Here is an 18384-nt window from a genome sequence, read left to right on the forward strand (position 1 = left end):
AAACAGATATCGGCGTCTTATGTGAAACGCCGATCAGCGAAGGGAGTAATGAAGTAGCCTTATGGTTATATTCGTTACTCCCTTTTTTTATATACTTACAGCACTTAGTAATTCATGGTTAACAGCATATGGCAAAGAAGGTAGAGGCGATTACCGCAGTAAAGCGAGAAGACGTCATGTTCTTTTTAAGCTTATTTAAAGATGTTGAGCATGAAAGTTATGCTTTGCTGCGTGATGCTGGTATTCCTAACGATGTGTTTAACGCAACATATACTCATCTTCCTGAAAATACCATTAAAAACCTGATTGCGAGGTTAGGGGAGCAAACCTGCAAAGAAGATTTTGCCGTTAATGTTTGGCTAGCTTGTAAACAAGCGTATGTACCTAGGTTTCTTCAACAAGTCGCAGCATGCCTGCAATCAACTAATCCAACCGTTAAACAAGCGATTGATACGTTTGGTGAGCTGCTGCCATTAGCATCAAGTGGTGGCAAGGTGTCACTCCAACAAGCGGGCGGGAAGTCGTGGTTAGTGCGTGAAAAAGCCTTTAGCGACGAAGCGTGGTTTATGTATGCAGAGTGGTTTTCCGTTATTTTTCTTAACGAGTTGCTGGCGTCGCTGATTGGGGATGAGTGGCAGGCGAAAGAAATTGGGATTCAGCACCATGATGCGACTGACTTTCAATTTTTGCCGCAACTAAGAGACGTTCAGTTTTATACGACACGCCCAGTCACTGCGATATTACTGCCTGATGATGTGCTAAATCAGCCTGCACAGCTAAAGGAAAGCAGTGAAGGGTGTGATCTAGGTGACGCAATCCCTTCATCGTTTCTTGCGGTTTTCAAACTGGTTATAAGCCCTTATTTATCAACAGGGAAGTTACCTATTAAGTGGGCAGCTCAAATTCTGAATCTTAATGTCCGTACGATACAGCGCCGTCTAGATATTGAAGGTGTCACCTACAGTGATGTTATTGAACAAATGGTATTAGAGCATGCTTTAACTATGCTCAAAACGTCCTCGCACCCCATAACCGCTATCGCCATTAAATTAGGTTATTCTGATTCTGCTCATTTTACTCGTGCTTTTAAACGCCAAATGAAGATGACTCCCAGCCAATATCGTAAGCTTCATCGGTAACGCATACCTTCTCGTTTACTTCTTTTGTTCTGCTGTTTGTGACTGTATTTTTTGTCCCAAATTTGAAGCTTGTCTTTTCCGTGCGCCAACTATGCTGATAGTTGGATTTGACCCTGCTACGGACTTCAAAGGTGCACAAATGAAATATCCAGCGTTGAAGATAACTTTGCTTGCGGTTGCAACATCATTAGCGATGGAAGCAAATGCTGCGTCCACCATTATCAAAAACGTCAATATTTTTAATGGGGTAGAAGATAAGTTATTCGAAGATCACCATGTGCTGGTCGAGGATAACCTCATCACCCAAATTTCAGCTGATCCTATAAAAGTTGATGATGCGACGGTTATCGATGGCAAAGGCATGACTATGATCCCCGGGTTGATCGATATGCATGCTCATTTTTGTATTCAAGAAGGCATGCTGGTGGGGCGTGATGGTTATGATCAAATGGCGATGGGAGCGCGTGCACATGTCGCGATGATGCAATACCTTGACCAAGGCTTTACCACAGCTCGAGATGCTGGCTGCAATATTCTTGGGATGGCAAAAGCCATTAATAACGGTTTGCTTGATGGGCCGCGATTATTCCCTGCTGGTGGTTTTCTGAGCCAAACTGGTGGGCATGCAGATACGGGGAGCTTTAATGATGTACCTGGGCGGGTCGATGATCTTGAGCGTCATGGTTTTGGTTATATCGTTGATGGTGTAACTGAAGCGCGGCGTGCGGCACGTCAAAATCTTCGTGCAGGTGCCACACAAATCAAAATTATGGCGGGCGGCGGTGTTGCCAGTGAATTTGATCCCATTCATATGACGCAATTTTCTGAGCAGGAAATGAAAGCCATCGTTGGTGTGGCGGAAGATTACGGTACTTATGTAATGGCGCACGCCTATCACGATCGCTCGGTTAATCGTGCGATTGATGCCGGTATCCGAGTCATCGAGCACAACTTCTTGGTTTCTGAAGACACCATTAAACGAATGAAAGAAGAAGGTGTGGCGTTGTCAGCACAAGCGGTTATGTCACTTGAAGCCTTTGCAGAGCCTGACAAAATCACCTTCTTTAGCCCAGATCAGAAAAGCAAAGCGGCGAAGGTAAATAGCGGTGCCAAGCAGATGTTTGGTTGGGCACGTAAGCATGACGTTTTGATTGTTACGGGTGGGGATATGTTTGGCCCTGCTTATAACACGCGCCAAGCCGATAATATGGTATGGATGAAAGAAGTCGGGTTTACCCCGTTTGAAATCATGAAGATGGGGACGTCCAATGCAGCAGAAGTGTTAAGTTGGTCTGGTGGAATGAACCCATATAAATACGGAAAATTGGGCGTCATTGAGTCTGGTGCGTACGCGGATTTAGTGTTGATTGATGGCAACCCGCTCGAAGATATTACCGTGTTGAACAACTACAAAGACAAGTTCAAGTTGGTGATGAAAGACGGAAAAATCCATAAAAATGAGCTGTAGGCATGCTTATTCAAAGAGGGAGCGAAAGAGCTCTCTCTTCTTTATTCATACTATGGCTGGTTTTAATCAAGACTGCGAGGCGATCCATGAGCGTGTTGGTTGTGCGGATGAAAACAGTGTTAATAAGCGCTGTAGTTTCAATATGGTCATTGATGGCATCAAGTTCTGTGGCGCAACAACTGGGTTGGGCTGATTTGCAACCCGATATCCCCCAAATTGAAGATCCATTCTTATTGCTTAGCGATGAACAGTTATTTGAGCTGGGTACTTTGGCTAAGCTCGATATGCTTGCTTCTTTGTCACCACAGCAAGTTGCCGATAAAAAAGCCATTACCTCCAAACTAAAAGACGAGGGGCTGGATGTTAACTGGTTGTTCTCGAAACGCATTGAGGTGATGCAACATCGTCGCCGTATGGCGACTGAGCCAAATATGACGTTAGTAGGAAAGCGTTACGACATTCCGGGTTTTGTAACGCCTGTTGAGTTTGACAATGATGTAGTGACCAAATTCTTTTTGGTACCTACATCTGGGGCATGTATTCATACGCCCCCACCACCAGCCAACCAGATTGTGTTGGTGAGTTATCCGCAGGGGCTCAAGATGAAATCCTTGTATTCACCAGTGTGGGTTTCAGGAGAGCTTGTTATGAAGCGCGCCAAAGCCGATGTGAGTTATGTTGACGGTGTGGCCGATGTCGAAACTGTGTATCAAATGAGTGCTGTCGATATTCGAGATTACGAATAATATTTTCAAACGTCATCAAATGGCAATGATTGCTAGTCGCCATTCTTATACTCATCGACAGGATATCTAAGACATGAGAACACGATTGATGATTAAGAAACGTCATTACCGAGCCGACTCTATTAAACCATTAGTAATGTTTTTTCCTTTACTGGTGAGCACCAATGTTGCTGCGGCAAATTTTGAAAGCCCTGACTCGGTAGAAAATACCATTGCTCAACAAACGGCGTCACAGCAATCGTGGCGAGAAGAGCTGGCGGAAAATGGGCTGACTTTAGGGGCGGACTACAATGTGTTTGCCGTAGGCTCAGCGAATGGGGCGAGGGGAGGTGATGCGAACCGTTCTTCTGGTGTCGCGCGGTTTTATGGCTCATGGGATTTAGTGGGCCGAGAGTCGGGTAACTTGGGTGGAATAGTATGGAAGGTTGAGCATCGGCACGCTTACAGTGATACCGCACCAAAGAATGTTGCGTTCATTGATGATGTATCTGGTGGGCCTGAAGGACTGGGTTATGTTGGCATCATTGGTTCGGCTTTTAGTGACCAAGGCTTTCGAGTGACGAACTTACATTGGAAGCAGAAGTTTAATCAAGGCAGAACCTCGGTGATTGCTGGCTGGCAAGATGTGACGGATTATGTCGACACCTATGCGCTTGCAAGTCCGTGGACTGGTTTTAGTAATTTGGCGTTTTCAACTGGCGCAGGTGCGATGGGGTTGCCAGATGATGGTGTGTTAGCGTTATCGGTCGGGCACATGTTGACTGATAATGTCTATGTAGTCGCAGGTATTGCGGACGCCAATGGTAAGTCGGATGATATTTTTGATGGCTTCAACACTTTGTTTGATGAAAGTGAGTTTTTTACCACGGTCGAGTTGGGTTGGACGGCCTCACAAGAGCAAATTTTTACCGATAATGTGCATATCACGTTATGGGATTTCGGGAAAAATACCCGTCACAGCAATGCAACCGGAGAGGGTGGCAAAGGGATTAATTTTTCAGCCAGTTATTTTGTGACCGAACAGTTGATGCCCTTTGTGCGAGGTGGTTTTTCAGAAGGTGACGTTGCCTTATACGACAAGTCTCTCAGCGTTGGTTTAGGGTATTTCGGTTTGGGGAAAGCAACGAACAACTTAGGCGTTGCTTTGAACTGGGCTGAAACCAATGAAGTGGCATTTGGCGGCGGTGAGCAATACACCGCAGAAGTTTATTACAACATGCAGTTTGGCGATCACGTGCAAATTACCCCTGATATTCAATACATCAAAGATCCTGTTTTCTCGCAAGAAAGCAGTGCATGGGTGTTTGGCGTTAGGATGCGGATCTTTATGTGACCATGTCATGTTTGCTAGCCATTGATTCTGACTAAAAACACCCAAGGAAACGCGGGTGTTTTTTTGTGCGCTTTCTGTATTTACTGTCATCAAATGGCAATTTTTCACTTTGATCGCTCGCTACTATGCACTCGTCAACGACGCAATATCAGTCCTGTGAGGTAGTCAAAATGAAAAAGCTAATTGTGAATGCAAACGTGTTTAATGGTGTAGATGCGCAATTGATTGAGAATGTTTCGGTATTAATTGAAGACAACTTGATCACTCAGATTGGCGAGATTGATTCATCGCTTGCTGATGAAGTGATTGATGCTAAGGGCGGTACTGTGATGCCAGGGCTGATTGATGCTCATGTGCATATTACGCTGTCAGCACCGTTTAACGAGGTTGATACTATGACCCGAGAAGAAGTGGCAATCCGTTCAGCAAAGATTTCTGAAGAGATGCTGATGCGAGGTTTTACGACGGTGCGTGATGTGGCGGGCAATACATTAGGACTAAAAAGCAGTATTGATAACGGCTATGCCACAGGACCTCGCATTTTGCCTTCAATGGCAGCGATATCTCAAACCAGCGGTCACTCAGATTATCGCCAGAACCGTGCTCAAGAACGGATTGGTCAGCATGAAGATTCGCCAATGATGAAACTGGGGGCGATGAAAGTCGCAGATGGGCGAGCCGAAGTGCTAAAAGCCGTGCGCGAGCAATTATTCATGGGCGCCTCGCAAATTAAAATCATGGCGGGCGGCGGTGCATCATCAACATTCGATCCGCTGGATACTTTGCAATATACCTTAGATGAAATGAAAGCCGCAGTTGAGGCAGCATCGGATTACGGGACTTACGTTGCCGCGCATATTCACACGGCAGATGCGATGCGTCGTGCTGCTGAAGCCGGAGTGATGTCTTTTGAGCACGCAACAATTATGGACGATGAGATTGCTCAAATTATCAAAGAAAAGGGGATTTGGGTTGTACCGTCGTACTTTACCTCTTCTCTGATAGCAGAGCGTAAGATCCCATTACCTAACGAAGAAACTTACCGCAAAACCGAGCGAGTTGGTAAAGCCATGTTTAAATCGGCTGAGTTGATCAAAAAATACGATATTCAAAATCTCGCATTCGGCACTGACTGTGTCGGTGAGCGCGATGTGCATGCGACTCAATTGAATGAGCTGGGGGCAATTGAGCAAACTTTTGACACTATCACGGCGTTGCGAATGGCAACATCAAATTGCGGGCGACTGTTTGAGCTGTCGACTTACCAACACCCATATCAAGAGGGCAAGCTTGGGCAAATTGTCGAAGGTGCTTACGCTGATTTACTGATTATTGATGGCAATCCACTGGCTGGTGTTGCATGCGTGATGGACACTCAAAATCAAAAAATGATTATGAAAGACGGTGTGGTGTACAAAAACACATTGTAATTAAAGCATGGCACATGGATGTGCTGCGATTAGCTCTTAGGGAGGGGGCATGAAACGATAATTAGCACAAGTGAAGCTGTTGAAAAATACCTTTGGTTAATATGCGCTTAAGTTAATACAAGTTCAGGAAGGTGTCAGCTTTACTATGTAGTATGAAGCTTAAAATAGATTTGATGTTGAGCTTTAATGTATGAAAGTAGCGGTTGTACAGAATTTGATTGAATTTCTTGAACTATTTTAAGCGATCATCCACTAATTAAATAAGGGTTAAAGCCAAATAATCCGTGAAATAGTAGTTTTCTACAGCCTATTTGGCTGCTAATATGATTCGTAGATGGAATTTTTGTAACTGGCTTAAATTATTGATTTGTTAAGAAAACAATAATGACCCTGGTTGCATAATGCGGAATACAAATAATAATAAGGCAAGCCTTCCTTATGGAAAGGTAAGTCGCTCCCAAGTATAGGGCTTAACAAAGGTTTGGTCGCCGGTCTGTTAGGATTCCGTACTTAAAATTTATTGGCGTTGCTGCATAGCTGGACCTTTCTTGCTTAGTTCATCCTAAAACAAGACAGGTTTCTTGGTAACCGAAACCCGATGTGTTCATCGGGTTTTTTTATGTCGGTCAAAATGTGGTTAGAACGAGAACTGCATACCGAACTTGTAACCGATTTCGGTTTTATGGCGTTGAGCAAGTTCCAGCCCCGCGACTAAACCGAATACACGACCAAATTGGAATACGTTGTCGAAAGTTAAGCTTTGGCGTGCTTCTTTGTAGAACGCATGCTGATAGTCAACTTTGAGGTTCCAGTGGTTTGCAATTTGAGTGCGGATACCCAGCTTACAATATGGTGCAACTTCAGATTGCCCTTTAACATTGTCACGAGAAGAGCTGTAGTTAATCACACCGCAGCTTACTGGTGTACTAAGGAAAGGACTACGATAAGGGGCATAACCCATGCCTGCTTGCCACTGATCGATGCTGGTGCTGAATCGCGTTGTTGCGTCAGCGTAGCCTTCAAAATAAACCCCATAAGCAAGATCTGCTTGAAGGTCTAAATAAAACCCACCTAAGTTTTTCCACTCATCATTTTTGTAGTTGCCTTTGAAGTAGGGAGCAAGGCCTTCAGTGGCATAACGAGTATGTTTATAGCCAAAACCAATATGGGTGAAATTTTCGTTGATATTGCTCGAAGCTGCTGCTGCGCTAGAAATGAAAGCGGTCGCTAAAAGTAACTTTTTCATGTGCTGCTAGATTTCTTATATTGTTATCACTAATTGTCCGGCGTTCAATTATGCATTCTATTAATAGCAGTATCTAGCTTTTCATTACTTTTAAATCAATGTGTTACATTGTGACTTGCTTTGTAGGTATAAAAGGATTGTTGGGTTGGGGTGGTGTTTTAGTACTGAGTTGACGTTAACTCATTACGCGATTTCGTCCTTTTTGTTTGGCTTTATAGAGCGCCTGATCTGCGGCTTTTAAAACATTCTCAGGATTATGATCAGGGAAGCTATCAGCAACACCAATACTGACCGTAATATTCGTTTCTGTGCTTTTATCGGATTTCTTGCGCATTTTTGCCCCTTTCTTGTTGTCGTCAGGGCGGGTGTTATGATCGCGTAAACTGAAGCTGTAATCAGCAATTGACTGCCGAAGCTCATCCAAAAATGCTTTACAATCGCTGGCTTCTTTCCCTTTGTACATAATGGTGAACTCTTCACCACCGTAGCGAAATACCTGTGCACCGCCTTTAGTATTTCGCATTAGCTGAGCGACTAGCTTTAACACGTCATCACCGGTTTTATGACCATAGGTATCGTTAAATTTCTTAAAATGGTCGACATCCAACATTGCCAGCGTATAGGTACGTCCTAAATGTTTTAGCTCTGTCTCTAAAGCACGTCGCCCTGGAATCCCCGTTAATTGATCAACAAAGGCGAGTTCATGGCTACAGGTGATCAGGTTGAGCAGCAGAATAAGTGCAGCAATGGAGAAAGCTGTACTCGAAATGAAGTTGTACTGAAAGAGTACAAATGTCATTCCAGAAAATAGCAAACTCACAAATACTGTTTGGTCTGAGCCTAAGTTGCGTTTCAAGATAGTTGATGCACTACTTAGCGTAATGGCGACTGACAGTAAAAACAGCACGATAGGCATGGGTGAAAAGTTCGGAATAGCATAAAGGTAGCTATCCCAAACGTGGGTGAGATCGGAATCGCGGAAGTGATTAACCACCAAGGCTGACCAGCCCACCAGCATCAGAATAAACAAGATATAAAAGCCGCCAAAGCGAGAATTAAGGCGTTTATCGGGCAAGATATGTATTTGTAGTAAATTTAATGGCAGTAAGCCACACAGCAAAACAAAGGTCAGCTTGGTGTCGTTATTTGAAAGCGGTGCCTGTAAATGATTCTGAATGATGTAGTAGGCGATAAGCATCAGTAGAGCGCTTAACCCTGTACGACCTTGGTTAAAAGGCTGGCTAAGTAGGATCACCAGTGAGAACAGCACATAAGGCAAAGTGAACAACAATTCTTGGTAGTTCACTAGCGTAAATTTGGCGTACTCAAGCAAGAAAAGGGTGCCAAGTGCTAGGCACATTGGCAGCCCAAATCGAAATCCGGCGCTTCTGAATACATCAAACGAAAGTGGCAGCATGTCAATCAAGCCCTTAAGCGGGTCATCAAATCTCTTATAGTCGTTGTTATTTTATCTTATCGGCGAAGCAAACTGTTACTTGATAAGATATGGGAATAATTGACGTTTTTGCTCAGCAGTAAGATTTTCCACACAGTCAATATTTCGCTCTGGGATCCCCTCAGGATCTGGGTAATGTTTAAGTACCTTTTCCATGCTTTCTTCACGGATCAGATGAAAAATTGGGTATGGCGAGCGATTGGTCAGGTTTTCAGCGTCATCTGGCTCAGTGCCATAGAATTGGTAATCAGGGTGGAAGCTCGCGATTTGATAAATCCCTTGCTTGCCAAGTTGCGATATTAAACCTTCTACCAAATCAAGAAATTGGTTGTAGTCGTCAAAATCGTTCAGCATATGTGGTGCAACAACTAATGTTGTCTCTAGTTCATCTACAGGAGTGTCATCTAAGTGACGGATTTGTTGATAGATATCTTCCAGCAGATCAGCTTCTGTTGTGCACTCACTTACGTGAATTTTAATTTGTTTGTTACGGTTAGGTTTTGCCGCGAACGGGCAAAGATTCAACCCGATGACAACATCTTCTAACCACTGTTGTACGGTTTGAGCAACTTGAGGCATGGTGAACTTTACTCTGTAATATTTTTTGATAAGAGTAACAGTAATTGTAAGGTGAGACGAGAAAATCCCGCTTTTCTTGTCAAAGTTTTGGCTTTCGCGTGTCCATGGTGTGATACAGGAAAAAGATACCAGCAATAGCGTTGCCAGTTAGCTTGTTTGCTATCAAACTGAGCAAAAAAAACCGACACCAAGGTGTCGGTTTTTTCTTAACCCGTTAATACGAAAAATTACGCTTTCGCATCTGCTTTTTGTTCTTCTTTTGGCGCTTCAACTTTAGGTGCAGGGAACTGCTGTACAGGACGAGCAACAAGTTGACGCGTTGCTGCACGTACCTCAGTTAGCTTCACTTCGAAGCTGTCACCAAGTTGGTATTCACGTACTTTATCGATATTGATAACGCCTAGCTCACCGCTACATTCGATGCGCTCTTTGTTATCAACAATCAATGGCGCAGGAATGAATGCCGCAGCCCCGTTTTCTAGTAGACGAACACGCATACCAGCACGGTTGATATCGAAAATTTCTGCAGTAAATACGGTTTCGTCTTTCACGGCATTGCTAAGAAGGCGCACGTATAGCCAATCAGCTACGTCACGCTCAGCCATGCGGTGGAAGCGACGGTGCGCAGCGATTTCTTCGCCTACCGTATCATCAGGTTTTTGGCTTGGCTCGTTACCTGTGATCACCGCTTTCAATAGACGATGGTTGATCATATCGCCGTATTTACGGATTGGAGAGGTCCAAGTCGCGTAAACATCTAGGCCCATGGCATAGTGTGGTGCTGGCGTGTTGCCTACTTCACTGTATGCTTGGAATTTGCGTAGACGGTTATCTAGGTACGTCGTTTCTTGCGTGTTCAACCAACGACGTAGTGCGCTGAAGCCTTCTAGCGTAGCGAGTGCTTCCTTCTCAAATGGCGCTTCTGCTTGAGTTAGGAACTCCATTGCAGTGTCGATTTTTTCTAGGTTGAAACCTGCGTGTGTGTTGAATACACCAAGACCGAATTTCTCACGTAGTACACGACCAGCACAGATGTTCGCTGTGATCATCGCTTCTTCTACCATGCGGTTAGCTGTGCGACGAGGATCGGTGTGAATCGCGAGCACATCGTTGTCTTCGCTTAGCTCAAAGCGGTAATCAGGACGGTCTGGGAATACAACGGCGTTGTTGGCACGCCAATCACTACGTGCATTAGCAAATGCGTGTAACGCATCGATCTGCTGACGGATCACATCGCTTGGCGCGAAGCCTTCACAACTACCGTTTTCTAGCAGATCAGAAATATTGTCGTAAGACAGGCGACCTTGAGATTGGATCCATGCCGCGAAGAACGTGATGTCTTCACTGATCACGCCGTCTTTATCTACGTTCACACGACAACAAATAGCAGGACGCTTTTCATCTTCCATCAGTGAACATAGCTCATCGCTCAGTTCACGTGGCAGCATAGGGATGTTGCGACCCGGTAGGTAGATAGTGAAACCACGCTCACGAGCTTCTTTGTCCATGTCGCTATCAACTTGGATGTAAGACGTTGGATCAGCAATCGCAATGGTGATATCGAAGCTGCCGTCTTCTTTCGCTTCAGTATAAAGCGCATCATCCATGTCTTTGGTTGACTCGCCATCAATGGTGATGAAGGGTAGGTGAGTCAGATCTTGACGCTCAAGACCTTCATCTAACATTGACCAGCTCTCTTGTGGTGCTGGTTCAGCATTTGGCAGGTTGTGACGTGCCAGTGTTACCCACCAAGGTGCAATTTTGTCATTGCTATCGGTGATTTTCTCACTGATCACACAAGTGAAATTCTTGTTCTTGCCGTTGTTACCTTCAGCAAGCGGGTGGTTATTTAGGTTTGCAACAACCCAGTCACCGTCTTTTAAGGTTTCTGGATTTACGCCTTTTGCGGCACGCGCTTTGATTGCATCTTTTAGTTGTGGGTGATCAGGTACCACGTTTAGGCGGTCACGGATCAGCTTCACACGGCCAATAAAACGCGTTATCGATTGCTCAACAAGCTCTTGAGGCTCAGCAACTTCACGCTCTTTCTCTGTACGGATCACAGCAATTACACGGTCGCCATGCATAACATTTTTCATGTAGTTAGGCGGGATAAAAACGCTGTCTTTACCGTTGTCGAGTTCTAGAAAACCAAAACCGCGATCGGTAGCTTTGATGTTCCCCTCTTTTTTAGGAAGGGTCTCTTGAATTTGCTTCTTTAGCTGGGCTAGCAATGGATTATCTTGGAGCATTATACCTAGTCTCAGATTGTGAACCGTCACACTATACGGATTTATAGCAAATGGCACAAATTACAGTGATTTTCATGGCGAGATAGACGAAGTGTTTAGCAAGCTAAGGTGTGAGCTATCAGTCTGAATTATCGATTAATTATTGCATTAACACTGATTGGTGACATAAATGTGTCGGGTCAATCGCTTTTATGATCGTGCATTTGCATATACATCACAAACTCTAGAAAAATCGTTAGGTTACTATGCAATGAAGCGCAATACTTTCTTTCGGTGCAAATGCGGTTTGTTTCCCTTTCAAATTAGGTACAAATGTAATCTAACAAAGGATGAACTCGTATCGGGAATATACAAAGTTCATCATTGTTGAATTAAAGATCATTATGAGCAAGAAGCTAATTTGTAACTGAAATGAAAGGTAGGATTGAACATTAGATTATGCAGCATCATTTTTGTCATTTTCATGTGTAGTGACATTACTCATAAGAGTCAGAGAACTCTAAAGTGATAGCTGCTCGTTCACCGCTTAGTGCCGAACAATAATTATAACGTTAGTGCTAGGATACTTTATGACGGTTTGCGAAGTTCGAGGGTTAAATGATCTCGTCGAACAGCTTGCAAGACAAGCGAATATGGAGCGGTGGTGTCATTGCTTAATGTCTGCTTTGAATTTTGATTTAAAGCTTAACGATATCACCCTGATGGTAGAACAAGACGATAAAACGTTTGTTTTCGCGAGTTGGGCAGGAAAAGGAGAATATCGCTATTTTAACCAGCCTTTGCTTATCACTGAATATAACGGCGTGCCTGTTGGCTTATTAGAGCAAGCCAAGAGCAGTCACGAATTTGTACGTGCGTATGTCAGCAAGCCTTACAAAGCGTTTTGGAATGTAGAAGAAGAAAACCTGTGTTGTCAGATCCTTTTACCTATTCAGATGCACGGGCGGAATGTGGCTTACATTTATGCTGAAACAGATAATGCCGCGTGCTTTGAAGAAAACATTCAGTATGTAGAAAAGTTGTTGGTGGTCTTAGCGTCGGATATTAGTGCGCGGGTGCTACAACAAGAGGTGATCCACCATAATTTAACGCGTCGAAGTATTGAGGCTGAATTAGAAGTCCGAAAACAGTACATCACGGAATATTTAGGTTTATTGCGTAACTTGCATGAAGTGACGTTGAAGTTATCGCAGGTGACTGAGCTCGATATTTTGTATCGCCAAGCGATTGAATTGGGACGCGCCTACCTTGGTATCGATCGGATGGCTATTTTCCTAACGGATTTTAAATCTCACCAAATGATGGGTACTTATGGCACCACGCCGGAAGGGCAGTTGGTTTGTCGTAAAGGTTTTAAGAGTCAAATTCCTGATCATCCATTGGTCAATGAAGCCTTAAGTCATAAGAATCATGTGGTGGTGAAAGAAAATGCACCGCTCTATTACGGTAAAGACCAAGTTGGGGTTGGCTGGAATGCCATGATCGCAATGTGGAATGGTCAAGAGTGCATTGGTTGGGTGGCGGTCGATAACTTGATCACCCAACGCGGCTTAACCGAGCATCAAAAAGAAATCCTCAAACTATTTGGTGCTGCTATTGGTCAGCAAATCGTGATCCGTCGTCATTACGATGCGATTAAACAACTTAATGTAGAACTTGAAAATCGAGTAGTGAAACGCACAAAAGAGCTTCAAGCGACCAATCGAGCATTAGAAGATGCCAACCGCAGTCTTGAGTTGCTGTCGATGCAAGATGGTTTAACTGGGATTGCTAATCGTCGGTTCTTTGATCAAAAACTTCACGCTTATTGGGATATCGCGAAAGAGATCCAACGACCATTAACCTTGATGATGCTCGATGTCGACAATTTCAAGTTATACAACGATACCTATGGTCACCTTGAAGGAGACTTGTGTCTGCAACGCATAGCAGAAGTGTTGAAGACTGAATTCGATGTGTATAAGAACTCGGTCGTGAGTCGATTTGGTGGGGAAGAGTTTGCTTGTTTACTTCCAGGTATCGATGGTGAAATGGCAACATTGGTGGCACAAGATATATTAGCGGCAATCACAGCACTTGCTATTCCACATCAAAAGAATGATGGCAGCCATGTCACTGTGAGCATTGGAGTCCATAGTTTGGTGCCTCAGGATGATGAATGCCCGACAGAATTAGTCACTTTTGCTGATCGCGCTTTGTATGAAGCGAAAACCCAAGGCCGAAATCAGCATGTGGTGTGGCGCAACGCATAAATACGCTGAGTTACCTCAATTGAGTCGTAAGTTGGAAAATGTAAGCCTTCTCAACTAAAGTTGAGGAGGCTTTTTTCTTGTTAGCGCTACTGGAATGTGTTTTTGGGTGCTCTTGTTAGTAAATGCTGTGAGCACAAAGTCATAACCTTAGGCACAAGAACAAAGTTTTGCTGAGATTGGTGAGCCGTTGATTTTCTAAAGCCAGAAAACATCAAAAAATATGAATGGATTCCGTAACTAAACCAAGACTTCTTAAAGTTTATTACTAAACCAATGACTATTTTTACAGCTTTGTTGCTTAGTTATGTCTGAAAATGGATGTTTAGCGGCCAATTTGTGACATCCCTCAATTTTTTCTGGCTTTTTATCGAGTAATAGCGCAGAATACGCGCCTCTCATCGTCGAGGCCCAAGCTTGTGGTTGCTGTTGCAGAACTTTTAAAGCGAAAGGGGCCCCGTTTTTGTTAGATTATTTATTGGGATCCCAATGCAAGAATCTGTTACTGAATTTCGCCAGTTAGATCTGGCCGACACACTATTATCCGCACTTGACTCTATGGGCTTTGTTGCGCCGACTCCAATTCAGGCGGCGTCTATTCCGTTGCTTCTAACTGGTGCTGATGCACTAGGTAAAGCACAGACTGGTACAGGTAAAACCGCAGCGTTTTCTCTACCACTTCTAAACAAACTGAACCTTAAGCAGCACAAACCACAGGCGATCATCATGGCGCCGACTCGTGAGCTTGCTATTCAGGTTGCAGCAGAAATTAAGAACCTTGGTCAAAACATCAAGGGTCTGAAAGTACTAGAAATCTACGGTGGTGCATCTATCGTTGATCAAATGCGTGCTCTTAAATCTGGCGCACACATTGTTGTTGGTACTCCTGGTCGTGTTAAAGACCTTATCACTCGCGATCGTCTACACCTTGATGAAGTACACACATTCGTACTTGATGAAGCTGACGAAATGCTAAAAATGGGTTTCGTTGACGACGTAACTTGGATCATGGAACAAGCGCCAGAAACTGCACAACGCGTGCTTTTCTCTGCGACTATGCCTCCAATCGTTAAACAAATCGTTGACCGTTTCCTACGTAGTCCTGAGCGCATCGACGTTGCTGGTGAAAACCGCACTGTATCTAAAGTAGAGCAGCAGTTCTGGGTAGTGAAAGGCGTAGAGAAAGACGAAGCTATGAGCCGTCTTCTTGAAACTGAAGAAACTGACGCATCTATCGTATTCGTACGTACTCGTCAGGATACCGAGCGTCTAGCTGATTGGCTATCTGCACGTGGCTTTAAAGCGGCTGCACTTCACGGTGATATTCCTCAGTCTCTACGTGAGCGTACTGTTGATCACATCAAAAAAGGTGTTATCGACATCCTAGTTGCGACTGACGTTGTTGCTCGTGGTCTTGATGTGCCACGTATTACACACGTATTTAACTACGACATCCCATTCGATGTTGAGTCGTACATTCACCGTATCGGTCGTACAGGCCGTGCTGGTCGTACGGGTAAAGCGATCCTACTAGTTCGCACTAACCAAATCCGTATGCTTCGCACTATCGAGCGTGTAACTAAGTCTCGCATGGAAGAAATCCAACTTCCTCTACGTGACGTTGTTGCTGAAGCGCGCCTGACTCGTCTAGGTCAAGAGCTTCAAACGCAAAAAGAAGAAATTAACGTTGATGCATTCGTTGAGCTTGTAGAGAAACTACAAGAATCTATCGAAGTTGATGCAGCAACACTTGCAGCTATGCTTCTTCAGCGTCAGCAGGGTAACCGTCCTCTGTTCTACAAAGGTCCAGACCCAATGATCGCTGCTATCGAGCGTGATAAGCAACGTCGTGAGCGTCGTCGTGATGATCGTGGCGGTGAGCGTGGTGAACGTCGTGAGCGTCGTTCTTACAACAACGCTGACTGGGATACTTACCAGCTACAAGTTGGCCGTGAGCAAGGTGTTCAGGTTAAAGATATCGTTGGCGCAATCGCAAACGAACTAGGCCTAAGCAAAGAGTTCATCGGTGCAATCAAACTGGCACCAGAGCACACTTACGTTCAACTTCCTAAGAAGATGACTGCTGAAGTTTCTGCTCAACTTAAGAAACTACGCATCCGTCAAAACGACGTGAAAGCAGTTGTTGTTGAAGGTGAAGTTCTTCGCGAACACCGTGGTGGTAACGGTCGTCGTGACGGCAACCGTGGTGGCTACCGTGGTAACCGTGATGGTGGCAACCGTCGTGATGGCGAGCGTCGCTTTGACCGTAACCGTGGCGGTGATAACCGTGGTGGTTACCGTGGTAACCGCGATGGCAACCGTGATGGTGGTAACCGTCGCAACCACAACTCTGACCGTCGTCGTAACGACGCATAAGAGTCAGTCGCTAAAGCGCATTACATAAAGAAACCGAGCCTATATGGCTCGGTTTTTTTATGCCTGTTTATTGGTAAATACCAATGAGGATAAGGGCGTGTTCTATAACTGATTCGATTGTTATCTCAAACCTTAATCCTTACTCTAACCTTATTCTTCTTGCTGGGTGATAGTGTCAGTTAACGGCAGCGCTTTTTTTGGAGCGTTGAGGAATTTGTTGATTGCCGCGTAGCTATGGTCACATGCCTCTTGCTGTAGCTGGTACAAGTTCAAGAAGGCATGAATGGAGTTAGGGAGTTCCAGATATCGAGCATGGACACCGTGGGTGATCAACCTATCGTAGTAGCGGCGACCGTCATCTTTGATCGGGCAATATTGTGCAGTGATCACTAAAGTTTCAGGGTGATCTTGGTTGATCTGACCGAATAAGGGGGAGGCATGATAACGATCTTCGTAAGGCACGAAATACTGCTCAAAATACCAAGCGATTTTCTTTTTTTCTAGTAAGTGCCCAGAACCATATTGCGCGAGTGAAGGTGCACTCATGGTGTAATCCAAGCTTGGGTATATCAAGACTAGCTTATCAATTTTGCCTTTTAGCGGGCAGCTACGAAAACCCCACTCTTGTATTAGGGTGGCGGCCATTGCTCCACCAGCTGAATCGCCAAGTACGCGTAACGAGCGTTGATAAGGGATATTAGCTTTATCTAAGGTCGTAAAAACGTTGTAGAGGCTATGGCGACCGTCGTTTAATCCCGCAGGATAAGGGTGTTCGGGAGCTAAGCGATAGTCGATAGTGATCACAATCGATTGGCTAGCATGCGCCAGCTGGCGACTAATGCTGTCGTATACCTCGATATTGCCCGCCAAATGCCCACCACCATGAAAGAATAGAGTGACAGGGCAGTCTGTATCTAAAGAAAGCGCTGGCGCTGAATGGGCATGGTGAAGAGTGAGAGGCTGATAGATACGACATGGAATAGTGCTGTTGGCGATCATCGTATCTGTGGTGTGGACAGCAGCAATGTCTTGGCACTGATACTGTTGCGTTAGTAGCTTCAGACCGTCGCGTGCAGCATTAGCATTGAGAGGCGCATCTTGGGTTTGTTGGTGGAAGGCATTAAGCCAACTGCGTAAGTGGCTTTCCATTGGTTGGCATGGTTCCTTGTTTTTGTTGTAAGTCGATCTCAGCCGTGCGCTTTAGCAGATATTGTTTGAAATTAGCGCATCGAGTTGGCATGTGACGGCGGGGCTTGAAATATAGATTGATTTCAAATTGGCTTGAGACATAGTCGGATAGCACGGGTTGCAGCTTACCGTGAGTGAGTTCATGACGGATCAGACAGTAAGGTAAGTAAGCAATCCCTCCTCCCGCAAGGGCGATGTTTTTAAGGATTTCGCTGTCATCGGCTTCGACGGTTTGCGGGATCTCGGCTGCGCTGTAATCGCCATCATCTTCAAAAATCCACTTATTGCCACCCACAAGTGTTGCGGCATATAAGCATAAGTGGTTCTGGAGATCTGATGGCACAACAGGCTCGCCAAATTTAGTGATGTACTCGGGTGAGCAGCACGCCATTAATGGCTCTTTGAGTAGCGTTCGCTTCACCAGTAGGCTGTCTTTATCTTGTAGACCACGGTAGGTGGCGTTGGCGCGTATCGCAAAGTCAACATCATGGGTATGGTCAACATCAAAGGCGGTTTCAAGTACCACGAAATTGACCTCAGGATGAAGCTGTACGTATTCGCCAATGATGGTGGCGAGGTAATGTTTGGCATACAGCGGCGTGCTTGCAACACGGATCGTGCCGCGATCTTCATGACTTAAGTTCTGTACTTCATCAAAGATATCGTTGATTTGGTTATTTATTTGATTGAAGCGGTCGTAGAGTCGTTGTCCTGCTTGGGTTGGGCTGATCTTGCGTGTCGTACGCTTTATTAAGCTGACGCCCATGCTTTCTTCGAGTTCATTGATCCAGCGGCTCGCAGCGGAAGCTGAGATCCCATATTGCTTAGCAGCTTCGCTGAGCGAACCTGCGCGGATGACGTGAAGAAAAAAGACAACCTTGTCTAACATTTGTTAATTCCATTGTGCTAATGCTCTCGAAAC

Annotated in this window: 13 protein-coding genes; 7 read left to right on the forward strand and 6 right to left on the reverse strand. The window is 44.8% G+C overall.

From position 1 onward, the window contains the following. Positions 1 to 128 precede the first annotated feature (128 nt). The 5 genes from A3K86_RS19495 to A3K86_RS19515 all read left to right on the forward strand — a co-directional run bounded on the left by A3K86_RS19495 (position 129) and on the right by A3K86_RS19515 (position 6116). Complete coding sequence (locus A3K86_RS19495; RefSeq protein WP_068335327.1) at positions 129 to 1139, forward strand: helix-turn-helix domain-containing protein; 1011 nt, start codon at positions 129 to 131, stop codon at positions 1137 to 1139. A 139-nt stretch (positions 1140 to 1278) separates the two neighbouring features. Then, positions 1279 to 2607 (forward strand): metal-dependent hydrolase family protein, encoded by a 1329-nt coding sequence (locus tag A3K86_RS19500; RefSeq protein WP_068335331.1) that lies wholly within the window; start codon positions 1279 to 1281, stop codon positions 2605 to 2607. A 152-nt stretch (positions 2608 to 2759) separates the two neighbouring features. Then, on the forward strand, positions 2760 to 3353 hold the full coding sequence (locus tag A3K86_RS19505) for a DUF3299 domain-containing protein (RefSeq protein ID WP_232322032.1): 594 nt from the start codon (positions 2760 to 2762) through the stop codon (positions 3351 to 3353). Between the two features lie 136 nt (positions 3354 to 3489). Continuing rightward, the gene (locus A3K86_RS19510) at positions 3490 to 4686 is read left to right on the forward strand and encodes a carbohydrate porin (protein WP_068337068.1); all 1197 of its coding nucleotides are present in this window, start codon (positions 3490 to 3492) and stop codon (positions 4684 to 4686) included. Between the two features lie 170 nt (positions 4687 to 4856). After that, entirely contained in the window at positions 4857 to 6116 is a 1260-nt protein-coding gene (locus A3K86_RS19515) for a metal-dependent hydrolase family protein (RefSeq protein WP_068335334.1), read from the forward strand. A 637-nt stretch (positions 6117 to 6753) separates the two neighbouring features. Here A3K86_RS19515 and A3K86_RS19520 read toward each other — a convergent pair. The 4 genes from A3K86_RS19520 to A3K86_RS19535 all read right to left on the reverse strand — a co-directional run bounded on the left by A3K86_RS19520 (position 6754) and on the right by A3K86_RS19535 (position 11649). After that, positions 6754 to 7362 carry a hypothetical protein gene (locus tag A3K86_RS19520; RefSeq protein WP_068335336.1) on the reverse strand — a complete coding sequence of 203 codons (609 nt, stop codon included), beginning with the start codon at positions 7360 to 7362 and terminating at the stop codon, positions 6754 to 6756. A gap of 175 nt (positions 7363 to 7537) precedes the next feature. Continuing rightward, the gene (locus tag A3K86_RS19525; RefSeq protein ID WP_107270250.1) at positions 7538 to 8722 is read right to left on the reverse strand and encodes a GGDEF domain-containing protein; all 1185 of its coding nucleotides are present in this window, start codon (positions 8720 to 8722) and stop codon (positions 7538 to 7540) included. A 132-nt stretch (positions 8723 to 8854) separates the two neighbouring features. Next, positions 8855 to 9397: a DUF1415 domain-containing protein gene (locus A3K86_RS19530; protein WP_068335342.1), complete on the reverse strand. Its 543-nt coding sequence runs from the start codon at positions 9395 to 9397 to the stop codon at positions 8855 to 8857. Positions 9398 to 9624: 227 nt separating this feature from the next. Beyond that, positions 9625 to 11649, reverse strand: a complete 2025-nt coding sequence (locus tag A3K86_RS19535; RefSeq protein WP_068335348.1) for an exoribonuclease II — start codon at positions 11647 to 11649, stop codon at positions 9625 to 9627. A 656-nt stretch (positions 11650 to 12305) separates the two neighbouring features. Between A3K86_RS19535 and A3K86_RS19540 the strand changes: the two genes are divergently transcribed. Both A3K86_RS19540 and A3K86_RS19545 read left to right on the forward strand, forming a co-directional pair. Next, positions 12306 to 13901: a sensor domain-containing diguanylate cyclase gene (locus A3K86_RS19540; protein WP_162844305.1), complete on the forward strand. Its 1596-nt coding sequence runs from the start codon at positions 12306 to 12308 to the stop codon at positions 13899 to 13901. 486 nt (positions 13902 to 14387) lie between these two features. After that, positions 14388 to 16274, forward strand: a complete 1887-nt coding sequence (locus A3K86_RS19545) for a DEAD/DEAH box helicase (RefSeq protein ID WP_068335353.1) — start codon at positions 14388 to 14390, stop codon at positions 16272 to 16274. Positions 16275 to 16424: 150 nt separating this feature from the next. On the opposite strand, the gene A3K86_RS19550 is transcribed toward A3K86_RS19545, so the two are convergent. Beyond that, on the reverse strand, positions 16425 to 17423 hold the full coding sequence (locus tag A3K86_RS19550; protein ID WP_068335356.1) for an alpha/beta hydrolase: 999 nt from the start codon (positions 17421 to 17423) through the stop codon (positions 16425 to 16427). Further along, the gene (locus tag A3K86_RS19555; RefSeq protein WP_068335357.1) at positions 17395 to 18351 is read right to left on the reverse strand and encodes a LysR family transcriptional regulator; all 957 of its coding nucleotides are present in this window, start codon (positions 18349 to 18351) and stop codon (positions 17395 to 17397) included. The genes A3K86_RS19550 and A3K86_RS19555 overlap by 29 nt, the downstream gene beginning before the upstream one ends. Positions 18352 to 18384 lie beyond the last annotated feature (33 nt).

The organism is Photobacterium jeanii, assembly GCF_001650345.1.
Classification (GTDB): domain Bacteria; phylum Pseudomonadota; class Gammaproteobacteria; order Enterobacterales; family Vibrionaceae; genus Photobacterium; species Photobacterium jeanii.

Coding starts and splice junctions, on each gene's coding strand:
- A3K86_RS19495 (WP_068335327.1), top strand. CDS start 129: ATGGCAAAGAAGGTAGAGGCGATTACCGCAGTAAAGCGAGAAGACGTC.
- A3K86_RS19500 (WP_068335331.1), top strand. CDS start 1,279: ATGAAATATCCAGCGTTGAAGATAACTTTGCTTGCGGTTGCAACATCA.
- A3K86_RS19505 (WP_232322032.1), top strand. CDS start 2,760: ATGGCATCAAGTTCTGTGGCGCAACAACTGGGTTGGGCTGATTTGCAA.
- A3K86_RS19510 (WP_068337068.1), top strand. CDS start 3,490: ATGTTTTTTCCTTTACTGGTGAGCACCAATGTTGCTGCGGCAAATTTT.
- A3K86_RS19515 (WP_068335334.1), top strand. CDS start 4,857: ATGAAAAAGCTAATTGTGAATGCAAACGTGTTTAATGGTGTAGATGCG.
- A3K86_RS19520 (WP_068335336.1), bottom strand. CDS start 7,362: ATGAAAAAGTTACTTTTAGCGACCGCTTTCATTTCTAGCGCAGCAGCA.
- A3K86_RS19525 (WP_107270250.1), bottom strand. CDS start 8,722: ATGTGCCTAGCACTTGGCACCCTTTTCTTGCTTGAGTACGCCAAATTT.
- A3K86_RS19530 (WP_068335342.1), bottom strand. CDS start 9,397: ATGCCTCAAGTTGCTCAAACCGTACAACAGTGGTTAGAAGATGTTGTC.
- A3K86_RS19535 (WP_068335348.1), bottom strand. CDS start 11,649: ATGCTCCAAGATAATCCATTGCTAGCCCAGCTAAAGAAGCAAATTCAA.
- A3K86_RS19540 (WP_162844305.1), top strand. CDS start 12,306: ATGTCTGCTTTGAATTTTGATTTAAAGCTTAACGATATCACCCTGATG.
- A3K86_RS19545 (WP_068335353.1), top strand. CDS start 14,388: ATGCAAGAATCTGTTACTGAATTTCGCCAGTTAGATCTGGCCGACACA.
- A3K86_RS19550 (WP_068335356.1), bottom strand. CDS start 17,423: ATGGAAAGCCACTTACGCAGTTGGCTTAATGCCTTCCACCAACAAACC.
- A3K86_RS19555 (WP_068335357.1), bottom strand. CDS start 18,351: ATGTTAGACAAGGTTGTCTTTTTTCTTCACGTCATCCGCGCAGGTTCG.